This window comes from Streptococcus marimammalium DSM 18627 (assembly GCF_000380045.1).
GTDB classification, from domain to species: Bacteria; Bacillota; Bacilli; order Lactobacillales; family Streptococcaceae; genus Streptococcus; species Streptococcus marimammalium.
Genome location: NZ_KB904340.1, coordinates 128,773 through 145,470, shown reverse-complemented (window position 1 = coordinate 145,470; position 16,698 = coordinate 128,773). Strand labels below are relative to the sequence as shown.

Sequence of the window (16,698 nt, the reverse complement as noted above, 5' to 3'; positions counted from 1 at the left end):
GTTTTTTATATTAAAAACGAATATAAAAATAGAGGTGATTTATGTATAAGATAAATTTTGAAAAAGAAGCCCTACTACCTAGAGAGCGTTTAGTAGTAGAAGGAGCAGAAAAATTAAGTAACCAAGAACTACTTGCTATTATTTTAAGAACAGGCAATAAAAAAGAGTCTGTTTTAAATATGGCAAACTCTATTTTGATAAAAGTAAAAACAATTGGTGCTTTTAAACAGCTCTCTTTGCAAGAACTCCAAAATATTTTTGGAATAGGACATATTCGTTCCATTGAAATAAAAGCCATGATTGAATTTGCAACAAGAATTAAAGAGGCTGAAATTAAAAAAACAGATCAGTTGCTTAGTAGTGAAAAATTAGCAAAACAAATGATGCTTGAGTTAGGAGATAAAAAACAAGAGGAACTAAGAGCTATTTATCTTGATACTCAAAATAGAATCATCGAACAAAAAACAATATTTATTGGAACAGTAAGACGATCCATTGCAGAACCAAGAGAAATTTTACACTATGCATGCAAGGCTATGGCAACTTCATTAATTGTTGTGCATAATCATCCTTCTAATTCTTGTTACCCAAGTGAAAATGATCAACGATTTACTAACAAAATTAAAAGAAGTTGTGAAGATTTAGGTATTATTTTCTTAGATCACATTATCGTAGGTCAATCAAATTATTACAGCTTTAGAGAAGAAGGAGTTTTTTTCTAAATAAAAACAGTAGATAGTATCTACTGTTTGTGATTATTCTTCATTATGATTCATAAAGTATAGTAGCGTCTGAAGCTCGCTTGTTAAATCAACATATTGTGAGACAACACTTTTTGGAAGTGTTAAATTGACAGGTGAAAAACTTAAAATACCTCTAATTCCAGCATCAACAAGAATTTCAGCTACCTCTTGAGCTTTATTACTTGGAACAGTTAAAATTGCAGTTTTAATATTAGTTTTTTTGATATATTTTTTTATATCAGAAATATCATAAATTGGAATGCCATCAGGAGTAGTTGTACCTATTAAATTATTTTCTTTAACATCAAATGCCATTGTAATTTTCATCTTATTACGTTCATGGAAGCGATAATTTAAGAGGGCACCACCAAGCTTACCAACACCAACTAAAAGAACATTGGTAATAGCATTATCATTTAAAATGTCAGCAAAAAAATTCATTAATTTTTGTACATCATACCCAAAACCACGGCGTCCAAGTTCACCAAAATAAGAAAAATCTCTTCTAACAGTTGCAGAGTCAATGCCTATTGCTTCGGCAATTTGTTTTGAATTTGCTTTTTTAATATTATCAGCGTTGAAACGCTTAAAAATACGATAATATAGTGATAAACGTTTTGCTGTTGCATTTGGTATCATTTTATCAGAAGCCATTGTAAATCTCTCTTTCATTCTTAATAAGACTATTGTAAAAAATGATTGTGAAAAATGCAACAAATAATACTTATATTTTAAATTATTTTAAAAGTTGGTATTTACTAAAAATACTTGGAAAATTTGAGTTAAGGAATATTATTCTTAAATAACTTTGTAGTGTTGAAGCACCTTTTAGAAAGAGTTTTTCCAGATACTAGCAGTAAGAGATTTCAATAATATTATTATTATGAAATAATGTATAGATGAAAACTATTTTGATTTTATGAAGTTTACTAAGAAAATGATATTTAGCAAATGAATAGATAATAATGTTAATTTGAAATTTTAAATTTTGCTAATAAAAATGTAGCTAATATAATTAAAAAAAAGCATTTTGTATTTCACAAAACGCTTTTTACTATTAAAATTATAGTTAAACTTTTAAAAGTCTGTACGATTATTTTAAATTTCAAATTTTTCAAAAATTTCTCTGTCAACAAGACTATTCATTAAGAAATAAAATTTTTCTTGTAGAATTTTATGATCATCTGATTTAAAAATATTGACATGACGAAAGCCTGATTTATCTGTAATTGTGAGTTTAAAACCAGTTAACTCAGAATTTATTGTAATCTTAAGAGGAAAACCTTCTTTTGAGTTAGGAACTTTCTCAAGTAAACGATTGAGTTCATAATTACCAACCTTATTTTGAATAAATGTGGTATCATGTAATGTATATTTTTTAATATTAGGACTAATTCTATAGCCATATTGGCTATCTTTTAAATAAATTTCTTTTTCAAATGCCATTTTTCTTACCTATTATTTTCTTTAATTTTGTTGTTAGTTGGATAATTTCATCTGGAGAATTCAATTTTGAAAAACTGATTCTAATGGATTCTTCTATTTTTTTTGATTCTTTTCCATAAAAAGCTTCAAGGACATGACTTGGTTTTATATTACCAGCAGTGCAAGCTGAACCTGTTGAGACAGCAATACCTTCTAAGTCAAGCTGGGTTAATAAAATAGAATTATTAACGTTTGGAAAACCAATATTAACAATATAAGCAAAGCCATCTATGGGACTGTTGAGATAATACGAAACACCTTCTAAATGTTTTAAAAAAAGTTCTCTTAGTGTTTTAATATAATGATAATTTTCTTTGTGATGTAGTAAACTGTCCTCTAATGCTTGAGCCATACCAGTAAGGCCTATAAGATTTTCAGTTCCAGCTCTTTGTTTATTTTCTTGTTCACCACCATGAAGCATTTTAACCATGTGTAATGGTTTTGAATATAAAATTCCTACACCAGTTGGACCATGAAATTTATGGGCTGATATAGACATGAGATCAATCCCCAGTTCTTTAGGGTATAAAGGAATTTTGCCAATTGCTTGAACGGCATCAACATGAAAAACAGCTTGATGATTTTTCAATAACTCTCCAATGGCCTTAATCGGAAATTGATGCCCAGTTTCATTGTTAGTATGCATAATGCTAACTAAAATAGTATCGTCTCTTAAGGCGTCTTTAACTTGTTTAACACTAATTGTTCCATCAATTGGAGAGAGATAGGTTACTTCAAAGTTGAAAGTTTTTTCCAAGTAAGACATGACCTCAATAACAGAAGGATGTTCAACACTAGTAGTAATGAGATGCTTACCTTTGTTCTCATTTGCTAAAACGTAACCTTTTATAGCAGTATTATTACTTTCAGTTGCACCTGAAGTTAAAATAAGATTTTTAGACTCAACTTTCAAAAGATGTGCAATTTTTTCTTTAGCTTTTCTTAAAAGTTGATTACTTTTTCTGCCATAACTATGAATACTAGAAGGATTAGTAGTTTTAATAGTCATCACTTTAGTCATTTCTTTGATGACTGAGTCAGTTAAAAAAGTAGAAGCTGCGTTATCAAAATAAGTCATTATTAACTTTCTTCACTCTCAGCATGGTAAGCAAATAAAGGACTGAGTGGTTGTTTTTCATGAACACGAATAATAGCATCAGCAATTAGTTTACTTGCTGAAATATAGTGTGCATTGTTAGGGATGCGAACGTTTGAACTAACAGAATCTGTAATTATAATTTCTTCAATTGGAGCCGCTTCTAAAATATCAGCTGCACCACCAGCAAATAAACCATGGCTAGCAACAGCATAAATTTTAGTCACACCTCCACGCTCAAGAATTTTTGCAGCTTCAGCGAAAGTTTTTCCAGTATTAAGAATATCATCAATTATAATGGCTTTTTTTCCTGAAACATCTCCAATAATATAACCCTCTTCACGCTCACTATCATCCATAGTATAATCAATAATAGCTAACGGTGAATCTAAAATCTCGGCAAGTCCACGAGCACGTTTAATACCAGAGTTTTTAGGGCTTACAACAACAACTTCATCACCTGTTAAGCCTTTATCAACATAATTTTTTGCAAATAAAGGAATGGTAAAGAGATTATCCACTGGAATATCAAAAAATCCTTGGACTTGAGAAGCGTGAAGATCTAATGTTAGGACACGATCAACTCCAGCTTTTACAAGCATATTTGCAACTAACTTTGCAGTTATTGGTTCTCGAGCAGCTGCAATTCTGTCTTGTCTAGAATAACCAAAATAAGGAATGACAACATTAACAGAGTGTGCACTAGCACGTTTGCAGGCATCAACCATAATTAATAATTCCCATAGGTGATCATTAACTGGATAGCTAGTTGATTGGATAATAAAAATATCATCCCCTCGAACGCTTTCTTCAATATTAATCATTATTTCACCATCTGAAAATTGTTTTGATGACAGTTTACCTAAAGGAATACCAGCTGCCTCTGCAATTTTTTCAGCAATTTCAGTATTAGACGTTAGTGAAAAAAGTTTTAGTTGCTTGTCAGCATAACGTTGTGTCATTATTGTTTTACTCCTTTTGCTTAATAAGTCTATTTTAACAAAAAAGCTTAAATATTTCAGTTTTTTTTTAAAAAAGTACCAAATTAAATTTTGTTTAAATATTGGTAAACTCTCGCAACTTTACTTTTTGCATATTTAAACTGAATATAATGTTGTTTTAAAAAGGTGTCAAAATCTAATTTTCCTTTTTTTGCATCAGATACTTCTAATTCTAATTCGTAATCACTTATTCCTTCATAGGTATTTTGATCTAATGCTAATAAACCAATTTCAAGTTGTGTTTCACGTCGTTTAGTAGTTAAAGAACCCCATACCTTAATTGTTGATAAATCAATTTTTGCATTAACTAAAATATTTTTAATTTTTGAATTGGGAATTTGCAGATGTCTTATTTGTTTGTTTGCTTCGTCTAACGTTAGTGGTAGGTTATACTCATAGTTACCAACTTTTTGTGGAACCTTCAGAGTCATTTCTGCTGAAGTGGGATAAATCCTTATACGTAAAGACATTTTTTGCTTTTTAATATCATAATTGGAGTTATCAATATAATAATTAGTTTGTGTTACTATGGGAACATGAGAAAATTTTTTATCGAGTGCCTTAAATTCTTCACTACTTAGTAATGTTTTATATTCAATTTCTAAATGATTCATGCTAGTATCCTTTAACTCTTATTTTTATGGTATAATAAGTTGTTACATTAATTTTATAAAAAAATTAATATTTTTACAAGAGAGGTGGCTCTGATGGTCGAAAATTGGGAAGAGTTTTTAGATCCTTATATTCAAGCAGTTGGAGAACTTAAAATTAAGTTACGAGGTGTTAGAAAGCAATTTAGAAAAAAAAAATTACACTCTCCAATAGAGTTTGTTACTGGACGTGTTAAATCCGTTGAGAGTATTAAAGAAAAAATGGTTGTGCGATCAATTTGTAAAGAAAAAATAGCAACTGATATGCAAGATATAGCTGGACTTAGAATTATGGTACAGTTTGTTGATGATATATACGAAGTCCTTGAGTTATTAAGAAATAGAAAAGACATGAACATTGTTGTTGAACGTGATTATATTAACAATAAAAAAGAAAGTGGTTATCGTTCGTATCACGTTATAATTGAATATCCTGTTGAGACAATTTTGGGACAGAAAAAAATTTTAGCTGAAATTCAAATTAGAACCTTAGCAATGAATTTTTGGGCTACAATAGAACACTCTTTGAATTACAAATATAAGGGTGAATTTCCAGAGGAAATAAAAAATCGATTAGAAATTACTGCAAAAATGGCTTTTCAGTTAGATGAAGAAATGCGTAAAATTAGAGATGATATTAGAGAAGCACAGCTTTTATTTGACTCAGAAACTAGAAAATTAAACGATGGTGTAGGAAATAGTGATGACACAGATGAATTATACAGATAAGATAAGAGTAGCAATAATTGCTAATGGAAAATACGAAAGTAAGCGTGTTGCCTCAAAACTATTCACTGCTTTTCGCAATGACCCTAAATTTTATTTAAGTAAAAAAAATCCTGACGTTGTTATTACAATAGGTGGTGATGGCATGCTTTTATCAGCATTTCATATGTATGAAAATGAACTTGATAAAGTAAGATTTGTTGGCATTCATACCGGTCATTTAGGATTTTATACTGATTATCAAGATTTTGAAGTAGACACACTCTTAGAACGTTTGCGTCTTGATATTGGCAATAAGGTAACTTATCCTGTTTTAAAAGTAACTATTACCTTACTAGATGAAAGAGTTATCACAGCTCTTGCACTTAATGAAGGTACGATTAAACGAGTTGAAAAGACCATGGTGGCGGATGTGATTATTAACCATGTTAAGCTAGAACGCTTTAGAGGTGACGGGCTTTCTGTATCTACCCCGACTGGAAGTACGGCTTATAATAAATCTTTAGGAGGAGCTGTTTTACATCCTACTATTGAAGCTCTTCAATTAACAGAAATAGCTAGCTTAAATAATCGTATTTATCGAACACTGGGTAGTTCTATTGTTGTTCCCAAAAAAGATAAAATAGAAATTATTCCTAAAAGAAGAGGAAACTATATTATATCAATTGATAATCGTACATTTTCTTATAAGAATGTTGCCAAAATAGAGTTTGAAATTGCTGATCAAAAAGTAAACTTTGTTGAAACTGTAAGCCATACAAGTTTTTGGCAACGTGTAAAAGATGCTTTTATCGGAGAAGATGATTCATGAAATTTGAATTTAAAGCAAAACGATCCTATAAAGTAAAAAGTCTTCTAAAAGAACATGATATTTCAAGAGGGTTATTGGCTAAAATCAAATATAAAGGTGGTAATATCTGGGTAAATGGTATTGAACAAAATGCTATTTATGATCTTAGTAAAGGAGATATTGTTACTGTTGAAATCCCTAGCGAAGAAGCATATGAAAAATTAAGAGCTGTTCCATTTTCACTTGATATTGTTTATGAAGATGATCATTATTTGGTCATTAATAAACCAGTTGGTTATGCAAGTATCCCAAGTGCCATTCATGATAACACCATAGCTAATTTTGTTAAACACTATATCATTGAACAAGGATACGATAACAAACAAGTCCATATTGTTACTAGACTTGATAGGGATACTAGTGGGTTAATGCTATTTGCTAAACATGGTTATGCTCACGCAAGACTTGATAAACAATTACAAGAAAAGTCTATAAAGAAACGTTACTATGCATTGGTTGATGGAGAAAAAGACTTACCAATGATTGGTGAAATAACTGCTCCCATTGCTCGAGATATTAATAGTATCATTACAAGACGTGTTCATGAATCAGGTAAACCTGCCAGAACAAGTTTTAAAGTGGTTGAGCAGTACGGTACAGTGAAGTTGGTTGATATTGAGCTTCATACTGGAAGAACTCATCAAATTAGAGTCCATTTCTCATATTTAGATCATCCTTTATTAGGAGATGATCTTTATGGTGGCTCTTTAAAAAAAGGAATTAAAAGACAAGCCCTTCATTGTCATTATTTATCGTTTATAGACCCTTTTACTAATCAAACGATGACCTTTTCAAGTGGCTTGACAGATGACTTCGAAAGCGTTATTCTATATTTAAAAAATCAACAAGGATGGTATAATGAAAACATTATTTGACACATTAACAGAAAAAATCACTGGTAAAAATCTTAAAATTGTTTTCCCAGAGGGTAATGATGAGCGTGTAATTAAAGCGGCTGGTCGTTTGAAAGCTGAAGGAATCTTAGAACCAATTATTCTTGGAGATGAAGTATTAGTCAAAGCACTTTTGATTGAACAGGGCTTCCCAATGAAAAACATCACTATCATCGATCCAAATGATTATGTTCACTTTGAATATATGAAACAAGAATTCTTAGAATTACGTAAAGGAAAAGTGAATGAAGACCAAGCCGATGATATCTTAAAAGATGTTAATTATTTTGGTGTTATGCTTGTTCAAATGGGATTGGCTGAAGGTATGGTTAGTGGTGCTATTCATTCAACAGCAGATACTGTTCGCCCCGCTCTTCAAATCATTAAGACTAAACCAGGGATTTCAAGAACGTCAGGTGTTTTCATTATGAACCGTGAAACAACAAATGAAAGATTAATTTTTGCTGATTGTGCGATTAATATTGATCCAGCAGCAAATGAATTAGCAGAAATTGCTGTTAATACCGCAGAAACTGCTAAAATCTTTGATATTGAACCTCGCATTGCTATGTTGAGTTTTTCATCAAAAGGAAGTGGTAAATCTCCTGCAGTTGATAAGGTTACTCAAGCTACTCAAATAGCCAAAGAACTTGCTCCAAATCTTAATATTGATGGTGAATTACAATTTGATGCGGCATATGTGCCAGCTGCTGCAAAAATTAAAGCTCCTGGAAGCCGTGTTGCTGGCTATGCAAATGTTTTTGTCTTTCCAGATCTTCAATCCGGAAATATTGGATATAAAATTGCTGAGCGTTTAGGAATGTTTGAGGCTATAGGCCCAATCCTTCAAGGATTAAATAAGCCTGTTAATGACTTATCAAGAGGTTCAAACGATGAAGATATTTATAAACTGGCAATTATAACAGCTGCTCAGGCTATCGACAATCAATAAGGTCAATAATATTAAAATCCAAATTAAATTTGGATTTTAATATTATTTTTTGTTTTTACTTGCATATCTTGACCAATATAATATAATAATTAATATTATACTATTTTTAAAAGAACAAGGAGTAATTTATGAGAAATATTACAAACGATTTTACTGAAAAATTATTTAAACATTATGAAGAAAATGCTAAGTTTCATGCTATTGAAAATGCCGTAACTCACAATGGATTGTTAAAATCACTTGAAACACGTCAAAGCGCAATTGACAATAATTTTACTTTCTCTATTGATTTGACAAAAGACCCTGTTGCCAACCAAAAAGCTTCTGGTCGTTGCTGGATGTTTGCTGCTCTCAATACTTTTCGTCATAAATTAATTCATGATTATCAATTAGAAAATTTTGAACTATCCCAAGCCCATACATTTTTCTGGGATAAATATGAAAAATCCAATTGGTTCTTAGAACAAATTATTGCAACAGCTGACCAAGAATTAGGAAGTAGAAAGGTTAAATTCCTTTTAGATACTCCACAACAAGATGGTGGTCAATGGGATATGGTTGTTTCTCTATTTGAAAAATATGGTGTAGTACCAAAAGATATTTACCCAGAATCAATTTCTTCAAGTGCTAGTCGTGAATTAAACACTTACCTTAATAAATTATTACGTCAATATGCACAAGAATTAAGAAATCTTGTTGCTTCAAAATCTTCTGATGAAGATATTCAAACTAAAAAAGAAACTTACCTTCAAGAAATTTTCAATTTCTTAGCGATGAATCTTGGTTTGCCACCACGTCAATTCAATTTCTCATATCGTGATAAGAACGATAAGTTTGTCACTGAAAAAGAGATCACACCACAAGCCTTTTACGACAAATATGTAGGCTTAAAACTGTCTGACTATGTTTCAATTATCAATGCACCAACTTCCGATAAACCTTTTGGTAAATCATATACAGTTGAACTCTTGGGTAATGTGGTTGGTAGTCGTAATGTTAAATATTTAAACCTTGAGATGGACCGTTTTAAAGAATTAGCCATCAAGCAAATGCAACTTGGAGAAACAGTTTGGTTTGGTTGTGATGTTGGTCAATCAAGTGATCGTAAAAATGGTGTTATGGCCTTAAACACTTATGACTTCTCATCTAGCATGGACATCTCTCTGACTCAAGATAAGGCTGGACGCCTTGATTATAGTGAAAGCCTAATGACACATGCTATGGTCTTAACAGGTGTGGATTTGGATGAAAATAATCAAGCATTAAAATGGAAGATTGAAAATTCTTGGGGTGAAAAAGTTGGTGAAAAAGGGTATTTTGTAGCAAGTGATTCTTGGATGGATGAATACACTTACCAAATCGTTGTTAGAAAAGAACTCTTAACCAAAGAAGAATTGGCTGCTTATGAAGCAGAACCAAAAGTATTAGCACCTTGGGATCCAATGGGAGCTCTAGCTTAATAAAAAATAAGACTACTGAAAAATCAGTAGTCTTATTTTTTATGGTAATTGGCTCCAAAATCTTTTCTTAATACGCAAATGTAAGAACAAAAGCAAAGGAATGATAACTATCATATTCAAAATACTTATTGTTAGTGGATTATAAACCCTACTAAAATAAACTTCGGCACTAATTAGTATTACGCCAAGAATAAAATTTCCAAAAATCATTCCGATAGTTAACCATTTTCCTCTTCCTCTAGAAAATAATTGTGTAATATTTTGCCAATTGAGAGATAACAATTTATAGTCTCTTTGATAAAGCCATTCGCCATTTAGATAAGAAGATAATATAACTCCTATAATGAAAAATAAATATAGCATAACAGGAATCTGTAAAAAAATAAAGGCGATAATAGAATAAACAATCAATGGAATGGAAAGTTGTAAGAGTAGCAGTGAGTGGAACTTTTGTTTAAGAAAGAGGGAGAAACTTAGAGGCAAAGTTTTAATAAAATTAAAGTTTTCACGTTCCAAAGACATCGCTACCCCAATAAAACTAGATGGAGATGAGATAAAGTTACCTAGAAAAACACCAATTAGAAAAGCAATCCCAAAATAACTTAAACTAAAGTTTAAACCATCAGGACCATTTCCGTAATTTAATAATGGTCTTAAAAAAGAAAATGGTAAAAGAATTGGCATCAAAAAACTTTGTACAATTAAGGTGCCATTGATAATAGTTGAAAAATGGTGTTTTAGTAATAAAATATTTACATCTGAAATATTTTTTGATTTTCTTTTCTTAGTTTTAGAAGTTTTTTGTAAATCAATATTTTTTAATTGCTTGATGTAATTAGGAATGATATTTTTTTTTATATAAACCATTAATCCTAACAAGAATACAAAACCAAACCAAAAATTTATCACACTAGTAAAACTAAATGGATTGGCAACAACATCATAAAAGCCCCTAAAATAAGGGATGTTAGGAAACAATATTGCACTGTTTTCTATGCTAATTTGGGCACTCGTATTTTGAATCAAAATGATCATTATTAGTGAAATAATGGTAGAAACAATCATAATAGTCGTTGAAATGAATTTTTTGTAAGGACTTTGAACGAGAATATTACCAGTAACATTAATGAGGATAATAGCAATTGAATTAATCAGTAGGATTAATAAAAAAAATAATAAGATGGCAAGAAGTGTACCAATTAAAAGCCCTAGACGTTGTTCAAATGCAATACAAAATAAAGCGAAGATTGGCATTAAAAACATTAAAGAATTGCCTTGAGATGATAATAATTTAGCGAGATAAATTTCTTGTGATTTGATTGGTAAAGGTAAATAGAGGTCACTATCTTTACTATCATAAAAAACAGAAAAAAATGTCGAAAAAGCCTGAATAATAGAAATTAGTGAAAAAACAGCAACTTGAATAGAGAATAAACCCGTATGAATGTTATAATCAATACCAATAAAAAGATAGAGAAGAATAAAAGTAAAAATGAGCATTCCTACTAGTTGTTGTTGCATCATTTTTTTATAAATAGAAATTCTTTTATGTGGATTTTTTTTCTGTTTGTTTCTTAATGCAGTAGCGGCTTGAGAATTGGTGTATAGAATATTAATTTTGATGAGTTCCCAGATATTTGACCAATTCATTTAAGATCACCTGCCTCTTGTTTGCCATTTTTACCAGCAAGTTCAAGATAAATGGTTTCAAGATCCTTGTCAGGATGATTTTTCTTTAATTCAGATAAGGTTCCGACAAAAATTAACTTTCCTTTTCTGAGAATACCGATACGATCACACAGTTGTTCGGCCACTGATAAAACGTGTGTAGAAAAAAGAACAGTATTACCTTCTTTAGCATGCTTTCTCATCATTTCTTTCAAATCAAAAGAAGCTTGTGGGTCAAGTCCAGTTAAAGGTTCATCTAAAATCCAAATATCAGGATTTGGTATAAGGGCACCGATAATCATAGCTTTTTGTCGCATTCCATGAGAAAAACTATCAATGGTTTCATATTGCTTGTCTGATATATCAAAAAGATTAGTTAATTCGTTAATCCTCTCCTCGGTAACATTATCAGGAACACCATAAATTTTTGCGATAAAATGCCAATACTCATTAGCTGATAAACTAAGAAAAATATCTGGTGAGTCTGCTACATAGGCAATTTTTTTCTTTATGTCATTACGGTTTTCATCAAGAGGTAAATTATCAACCATAATCTTGCCATAACTTGGTTCGATAATGGAGGTTAAAAGGCTAATGGTTGTGGTTTTACCTGCCCCATTGTGTCCTATTAGTCCAAAAATCTCACCATCATTAATAGTTAAGTTGAGGTCACTCAATGCGTCAAAATCACCATAACGTTTTGTGATGTGATCAAAAATAATCATTTATGAAATTCCTTTCAAATTATTCAGTGCTATTGTATTGTAAGTATAGTACAAAGTCAAGTGAAAATGGGATAAATCTTAATTGAAAAGAAAAAAGAGACTTATTAGCCCCTTTATCATATATCGAAATCATCACTTTTAATGGATGCACCAGATGTGACGTCTGACCAAGGTACAATCGCTTGCCCTGTTTCATTAAGATAGTTTTCAAGAATTGGTTTTATATTAAGAACACTTTGACTAACCCCTTTATATTCATTATTTATATCCTTTAGTGTTTGATAATGATGGATTAAAATTTTATCAGAAGACATAGTTGGAATCGTTAGCGAAAAAGAATTAGAGGATGAATTGCTTAATTCAGTAAGAATCCAATTGTCAATTTCTTCATTTGTTATAGACTCAATAGAAAACTCATTGTCTGGACGATGATTTGTATAAATTAATTGATTATTCTCATTGTAAAACGCAAAATTAAATGGTAAATAGTTTAAAAAATTTTCTTGAAGACTATTTAGGAATAAATAAAGACTATTACTAAGTAAAAGAACATTAGAAATATCACTAAAAGCTTGTGATACATTAGCAATATATATTGTCTCGTGAATATCTGGTTTTTCACTAAATAAAAGGGTTGGAAGAGAAGTATTAAGTTTTATGAATGATAAAAGACCTGCGTAATTGCCTTTGCTAATTCTCTTTTCAAGTGAATTCTTTCTTAAATCCATTAAATCAATCTGACAAATGGTACTGAAAGATTTAGTCATTTGCTCAAAGAATTTTTCAATATCTTGATTTTCAGTTTTACTGTTATAAACAGCTAATAGATTAACTTTTTTTATCATATCTTTATGATAATCACTTCTTGTTAAAAAAGCAATAACTAAATAAAATGTTTATTAACTAGTTAACAAAAAATTGTTAAAAATATAACAATATATTTTGACTTCTTTAATAAATTAAGTATAATATAATTGAAAGCGGTTTCACTGCATTAAAAAATTTAAAAGGAGAATAAAATGAAAGCAGTTGTTGTTAATCAGTTGTCAAATGGAGTTGAAGTGATTGAACATGAACTTCCTGAAATAAAAAGTGGTGAAGCTTTAGTTAAAGTAGAGTATTGTGGCGTCTGCCATACTGATTTACATGTAGCTAAAGGTGATTTTGGTCAAGTTCCAGGTCGTATTTTAGGACATGAAGGCATTGGTGTAGTAACAGCTATTGCTGATGATGTTTCATCATTAAAAATTGGAGATCGCGTCTCAATTGCTTGGTTTTTTGAAGGTTGTGGTCATTGTGAATATTGTACAACTGGCAGAGAAACACTTTGTCGAACAGTTAAAAATGCTGGCTATAGTGTTGATGGTGGAATGAGTGAATTTGCAGTTGTCACTGCAGATTATGCTGTAAAAGTTCCAGAAGGTTTAGATCCTGCCCAAGCAAGTTCAATTACCTGTGCCGGTGTGACAACCTACAAAGCTATTAAAGAAGGTGCTGCTGCACCTGGTCAATGGATTGCTGTCTATGGAGCTGGGGGACTTGGTAATTTAGCCATTCAGTATGCTAAAAAAGTATTTAACGCTCATGTTATTGCTATTGATATTAATAATGACAAATTGGAATTAGCAAAAAAAGTTGGAGCTGATTTAATTGTTAATGCTAATGAAATTGAAGATGTTGCTCAATTTATTCAGAAAAAAACAGGTGGTTGCCATTCCGCAATTGTGACTGCTGTTTCAAAAGTTGCTTTTAATCAAGCAGTAGATAGTGTTCGAGCAGGAGGCACAGTAGTTGCTGTTGGATTACCTTCTGAAATGATGGATGTTTCAATAGTTAAAACTGTTTTAGATGGCATTAAGATAGTTGGATCGCTTGTTGGAACCAGAAAAGATTTAGAAGAAGCTTTTCAATTTGGAGCTGAAGGACTTGTGGTTCCAGTGGTTGAAAAATGTCCAGTAGATGATGCGCCAATCATTTTTGATCAAATGGAAAAAGGCCTTATTCAAGGAAGAAAAGTTCTTGATTTTAGTCTTTAAGTTAAAAAATATGTTCTATAAAAGATGATGGTATTTTGCCATCATTTTTTTAGTACAAAATAATTGTTGTATTTTTCAGTGTATGATAATATAAGAAAATAAGAAAATATGAAAATATCCTATTTTCAATTGAAAGGATCTTAAATGATTGAATTTAAAAATATTATAAAAACTTATGATGATAATACCATCATCAACAATTTATCATTTACCATTGAACAAGGTGAAATTTTTGTTCTTGTCGGGCCAAGTGGTAGTGGTAAGACAACATTATTAAAAATGATTAATCGCTTGATTGAACCAACAGCAGGAAGTATTGTTTTCCAAAAACAGTTGATTAATGAACTCATTCCAAGAGAATTAAGATTACAAATGGGGTATGTCTTACAACAAATTGCCCTTTTCCCCAATATGACGGTTGCTGAGAATATTGCCCTCATCCCTGAAATGAAAGGTTGGTCAAAAAAGGAACGTCTTGAAAAAACCGTTCAACTTTTAGATAAAGTTGGATTGTCGTCAAATAAATATTTAAACCGCTACCCTAGTGAACTTTCTGGTGGTGAACAACAGCGAATTGGTATTTTAAGAGCAATTATTACAAAACCCAAAGTTCTGTTAATGGACGAACCTTTTAGTGCGCTTGATCCCATCTCTAGAAAGCAATTACAAGATTTAACGTTAGCGCTTCAAGATGAATTTGGCATGACTATTGTTTTTGTTACTCATGATATTGATGAAGCACTTCGCATGGGTGATCGTATCGCTGTCTTAAATAATGGTGAACTTATACAGATTGGAACACCAAAAGAGTTAGTCCACTCTCCTGAAAATGATTTTGTAGAGAGTCTATTTAAAGGAGGAAGAATATAATGACATTATTTGAAACTTTTAATGAAAGATTCTCGGATTGGATAAATGCTTTAGTGGAGCATTTACAAATCTCTTTATTGGCTTTGTTAATTTCTGTTTTTATTGCCGTTCCTTTAGCTATTCTACTAGCAAAGAATAAAAAAATATCTGAGATTGTCTTACATATCGCTGGAATTTTTCAGACTGTACCTTCTTTAGCTCTTTTAGGATTGTTTATTCCCTTTATGGGGATTGGAACAGTTCCTGCTGTCTCAACCTTGATTATTTATTCTTTATTTCCAATATTGCAAAATACAATTACTGCCTTAAGAGGTATTGATCCTAGCTTGAAAGAAGCAGCCACAGCTTTTGGTATGACTCGTTGGGAAAAACTAAAGAAGTTTGAAATTCCATTAAGCATGCCAGTTATTATGTCGGGCATTCGAACTTCTGCCGTTATGATTATTGGAACAGCAACTCTTGCAGCTCTTATTGGAGCTGGAGGTTTGGGTTCATTTATCCTTCTTGGTATTGATAGAAACAATACGAGTCTTATTGTAATTGGTGCTTTATCCTCAGCTTTTTTAGCAATTCTATTCAATCTTATTTTAGGTTATTTAGAAAAAGCAAAATTAAAACGTATAATGGCAGTTTTCTTGGCAATGATTGTTGGCTTGACAATTAGTTTTCTACCACAACTACACATGATGCCTAATCAAAATCAAAAAGAGCTTGTTATTGCAGGTAAATTAGGACCTGAACCAGAAATTCTTATCAATATGTATAAGGAATTGATTGAAGAAAATTCAGATATCAAGGTCACCTTAAAACCTAATTTTGGAAAAACGACCTTCTTATATGAAGCTTTAAAATCTCGCAATGTTGATATTTATGTAGAATACACTGGTACTGTTACATCAAGTCTTCTAGCAAAGCCAATTGATGTTTCTAATGATCCACAAGAGGTTTATGAAATAGCAAAAGCTAGCATTTACAAACAAGATAAATTAGTTTATTTGAAACCAATGCTCTTCCAAAACACCTATGCCCTCGCCGTAACAAGAGCACTTGCCAATCAATATGATTTAAAAACCATCTCTGATTTAAGTAAAATTGGTCCTGAAGTGGTTGCAGGATTCACGTTAGAATTTAATGACCGTGAAGATGGCAATAAAGGATTGCAATCCTTATATGGTTTAAATTTAAATGTTAAAACTATGGAACCCGCCCTTCGCTATCAAGCTATCACATCAGGAGATATTCAAATAATGGATGCTTACTCAACTGATAGTGAAATAAAAGAGTTTGATCTTGTTCTTTTAGAAGATGATAAGCAACTCTTTCCTCCTTATCAGGGAGCACCATTGATGCGAGAAGAAATTCTTAAAAAGTATCCTGAAATTGAGGCCATACTTGAAGAATTATCAGGAAAAATAACAGAAGAAGAAATGAGTGAGATGAATTATCAGGTGAAATCACAAGGTAAAGCAGCAAAAGATGTTGCTCATGAGTATTTGGTTAGTCATAATTTTATTTCGAAATAATAAAGTAGATCAAAAGTAAT

The 16,698-nt window shown here is 31.2% G+C and carries 17 protein-coding genes; 9 read left to right on the top strand and 8 right to left on the bottom strand.

Features of this window, described 5'->3' with window-relative positions:
• The first annotated feature begins 41 nt into the window (after positions 1 to 41).
• A complete protein-coding gene (gene radC, locus A3I1_RS0102205; protein WP_018369693.1) occupies positions 42 to 722 on the top strand; it encodes a RadC family protein in 681 nt (226 codons plus the stop codon).
• 33 nt (positions 723 to 755) lie between these two features.
• Here radC and A3I1_RS0102200 read toward each other — a convergent pair whose 3' ends face one another.
• The 5 genes from A3I1_RS0102200 to A3I1_RS0102180 form a co-directional block, all read right to left on the bottom strand.
• Positions 756 to 1,397 carry a redox-sensing transcriptional repressor Rex gene (locus A3I1_RS0102200; RefSeq protein WP_018369692.1) on the bottom strand — a complete coding sequence of 214 codons (642 nt, stop codon included), beginning with the start codon at positions 1,395 to 1,397 and terminating at the stop codon, positions 756 to 758.
• A 444-nt stretch (positions 1,398 to 1,841) separates the two neighbouring features.
• A complete protein-coding gene (locus A3I1_RS0102195) occupies positions 1,842 to 2,189 on the bottom strand; it encodes a DUF1831 domain-containing protein (protein ID WP_018369691.1) in 348 nt (115 codons plus the stop codon).
• On the bottom strand, positions 2,179 to 3,306 hold the full coding sequence (locus tag A3I1_RS0102190) for a cysteine desulfurase family protein (protein ID WP_018369690.1): 1,128 nt from the start codon (positions 3,304 to 3,306) through the stop codon (positions 2,179 to 2,181). The genes A3I1_RS0102195 and A3I1_RS0102190 overlap by 11 nt, the downstream gene beginning before the upstream one ends.
• A gap of 2 nt (positions 3,307 to 3,308) precedes the next feature.
• Entirely contained in the window at positions 3,309 to 4,286 is a 978-nt protein-coding gene (locus A3I1_RS0102185; protein ID WP_018369689.1) for a ribose-phosphate diphosphokinase, read from the bottom strand.
• Between the two features lie 83 nt (positions 4,287 to 4,369).
• Positions 4,370 to 4,939 (bottom strand): CYTH domain-containing protein, encoded by a 570-nt coding sequence (locus tag A3I1_RS0102180; RefSeq protein ID WP_018369688.1) that lies wholly within the window; start codon positions 4,937 to 4,939, stop codon positions 4,370 to 4,372.
• Positions 4,940 to 5,032: 93 nt separating this feature from the next.
• Between A3I1_RS0102180 and yjbM the strand changes: the two genes are divergently transcribed.
• From yjbM to pepC, 5 genes are all read left to right on the top strand, one after another.
• On the top strand, positions 5,033 to 5,704 hold the full coding sequence (yjbM, locus tag A3I1_RS0102175; protein ID WP_018369687.1) for a GTP diphosphokinase: 672 nt from the start codon (positions 5,033 to 5,035) through the stop codon (positions 5,702 to 5,704).
• Positions 5,679 to 6,512 (top strand): NAD kinase, encoded by an 834-nt coding sequence (locus tag A3I1_RS0102170; RefSeq protein WP_018369686.1) that lies wholly within the window; start codon positions 5,679 to 5,681, stop codon positions 6,510 to 6,512. The genes yjbM and A3I1_RS0102170 overlap by 26 nt, the downstream gene beginning before the upstream one ends.
• The gene (locus tag A3I1_RS0102165) at positions 6,509 to 7,426 is read left to right on the top strand and encodes an RluA family pseudouridine synthase (protein WP_018369685.1); all 918 of its coding nucleotides are present in this window, start codon (positions 6,509 to 6,511) and stop codon (positions 7,424 to 7,426) included. The genes A3I1_RS0102170 and A3I1_RS0102165 overlap by 4 nt, the downstream gene beginning before the upstream one ends.
• Positions 7,410 to 8,396, top strand: a complete 987-nt coding sequence (pta, locus tag A3I1_RS0102160; RefSeq protein WP_018369684.1) for a phosphate acetyltransferase — start codon at positions 7,410 to 7,412, stop codon at positions 8,394 to 8,396. The genes A3I1_RS0102165 and pta overlap by 17 nt, the downstream gene beginning before the upstream one ends.
• A gap of 128 nt (positions 8,397 to 8,524) precedes the next feature.
• The gene (pepC, locus tag A3I1_RS0102155) at positions 8,525 to 9,856 is read left to right on the top strand and encodes an aminopeptidase C (RefSeq protein ID WP_018369683.1); all 1,332 of its coding nucleotides are present in this window, start codon (positions 8,525 to 8,527) and stop codon (positions 9,854 to 9,856) included.
• A 39-nt stretch (positions 9,857 to 9,895) separates the two neighbouring features.
• Here the strand turns inward: pepC and A3I1_RS0102150 are convergent, their stop codons facing one another.
• The 3 genes from A3I1_RS0102150 to A3I1_RS08195 form a co-directional block, all read right to left on the bottom strand.
• A complete protein-coding gene (locus tag A3I1_RS0102150; RefSeq protein WP_018369682.1) occupies positions 9,896 to 11,506 on the bottom strand; it encodes a hypothetical protein in 1,611 nt (536 codons plus the stop codon).
• Complete coding sequence (locus tag A3I1_RS0102145) at positions 11,503 to 12,249, bottom strand: ABC transporter ATP-binding protein (RefSeq protein WP_018369681.1); 747 nt, start codon at positions 12,247 to 12,249, stop codon at positions 11,503 to 11,505. The genes A3I1_RS0102150 and A3I1_RS0102145 overlap by 4 nt, the downstream gene beginning before the upstream one ends.
• A 116-nt stretch (positions 12,250 to 12,365) precedes the next feature.
• A complete protein-coding gene (locus tag A3I1_RS08195) occupies positions 12,366 to 13,094 on the bottom strand; it encodes a hypothetical protein (protein WP_018369680.1) in 729 nt (242 codons plus the stop codon).
• A 174-nt stretch (positions 13,095 to 13,268) separates the two neighbouring features.
• On the opposite strand from A3I1_RS08195, the gene adhP reads away from it, so the two are divergent.
• From adhP to A3I1_RS0102125, 3 genes are all read left to right on the top strand, one after another.
• Positions 13,269 to 14,285 carry an alcohol dehydrogenase AdhP gene (gene adhP, locus A3I1_RS0102135; RefSeq protein ID WP_018369679.1) on the top strand — a complete coding sequence of 339 codons (1,017 nt, stop codon included), beginning with the start codon at positions 13,269 to 13,271 and terminating at the stop codon, positions 14,283 to 14,285.
• 144 nt (positions 14,286 to 14,429) lie between these two features.
• Entirely contained in the window at positions 14,430 to 15,155 is a 726-nt protein-coding gene (locus A3I1_RS0102130) for an ABC transporter ATP-binding protein (protein WP_018369678.1), read from the top strand.
• On the top strand, positions 15,152 to 16,678 hold the full coding sequence (locus A3I1_RS0102125) for an ABC transporter permease/substrate-binding protein (RefSeq protein ID WP_419756765.1): 1,527 nt from the start codon (positions 15,152 to 15,154) through the stop codon (positions 16,676 to 16,678). Before A3I1_RS0102130 ends, A3I1_RS0102125 begins: the two co-directional genes overlap by 4 nt.
• The last annotated feature ends 20 nt before the right edge of the window (positions 16,679 to 16,698 follow it).

Excerpts from the sequence above, each read along its gene's own strand:
- radC (WP_018369693.1), top strand. The coding sequence starts at position 42 with ATGTATAAGATAAATTTTGAAAAAGAAGCCCTACTACCTAGAGAGCGT.
- A3I1_RS0102200 (WP_018369692.1), bottom strand. The coding sequence starts at position 1,397 with ATGGCTTCTGATAAAATGATACCAAATGCAACAGCAAAACGTTTATCA.
- A3I1_RS0102195 (WP_018369691.1), bottom strand. The coding sequence starts at position 2,189 with ATGGCATTTGAAAAAGAAATTTATTTAAAAGATAGCCAATATGGCTAT.
- A3I1_RS0102190 (WP_018369690.1), bottom strand. The coding sequence starts at position 3,306 with ATGACTTATTTTGATAACGCAGCTTCTACTTTTTTAACTGACTCAGTC.
- A3I1_RS0102185 (WP_018369689.1), bottom strand. The coding sequence starts at position 4,286 with ATGACACAACGTTATGCTGACAAGCAACTAAAACTTTTTTCACTAACG.
- A3I1_RS0102180 (WP_018369688.1), bottom strand. The coding sequence starts at position 4,939 with ATGAATCATTTAGAAATTGAATATAAAACATTACTAAGTAGTGAAGAA.
- yjbM (WP_018369687.1), top strand. The coding sequence starts at position 5,033 with ATGGTCGAAAATTGGGAAGAGTTTTTAGATCCTTATATTCAAGCAGTT.
- A3I1_RS0102170 (WP_018369686.1), top strand. The coding sequence starts at position 5,679 with ATGACACAGATGAATTATACAGATAAGATAAGAGTAGCAATAATTGCT.
- A3I1_RS0102165 (WP_018369685.1), top strand. The coding sequence starts at position 6,509 with ATGAAATTTGAATTTAAAGCAAAACGATCCTATAAAGTAAAAAGTCTT.
- pta (WP_018369684.1), top strand. The coding sequence starts at position 7,410 with ATGAAAACATTATTTGACACATTAACAGAAAAAATCACTGGTAAAAAT.
- pepC (WP_018369683.1), top strand. The coding sequence starts at position 8,525 with ATGAGAAATATTACAAACGATTTTACTGAAAAATTATTTAAACATTAT.
- A3I1_RS0102150 (WP_018369682.1), bottom strand. The coding sequence starts at position 11,506 with ATGAATTGGTCAAATATCTGGGAACTCATCAAAATTAATATTCTATAC.
- A3I1_RS0102145 (WP_018369681.1), bottom strand. The coding sequence starts at position 12,249 with ATGATTATTTTTGATCACATCACAAAACGTTATGGTGATTTTGACGCA.
- A3I1_RS08195 (WP_018369680.1), bottom strand. The coding sequence starts at position 13,094 with ATGATAAAAAAAGTTAATCTATTAGCTGTTTATAACAGTAAAACTGAA.
- adhP (WP_018369679.1), top strand. The coding sequence starts at position 13,269 with ATGAAAGCAGTTGTTGTTAATCAGTTGTCAAATGGAGTTGAAGTGATT.
- A3I1_RS0102130 (WP_018369678.1), top strand. The coding sequence starts at position 14,430 with ATGATTGAATTTAAAAATATTATAAAAACTTATGATGATAATACCATC.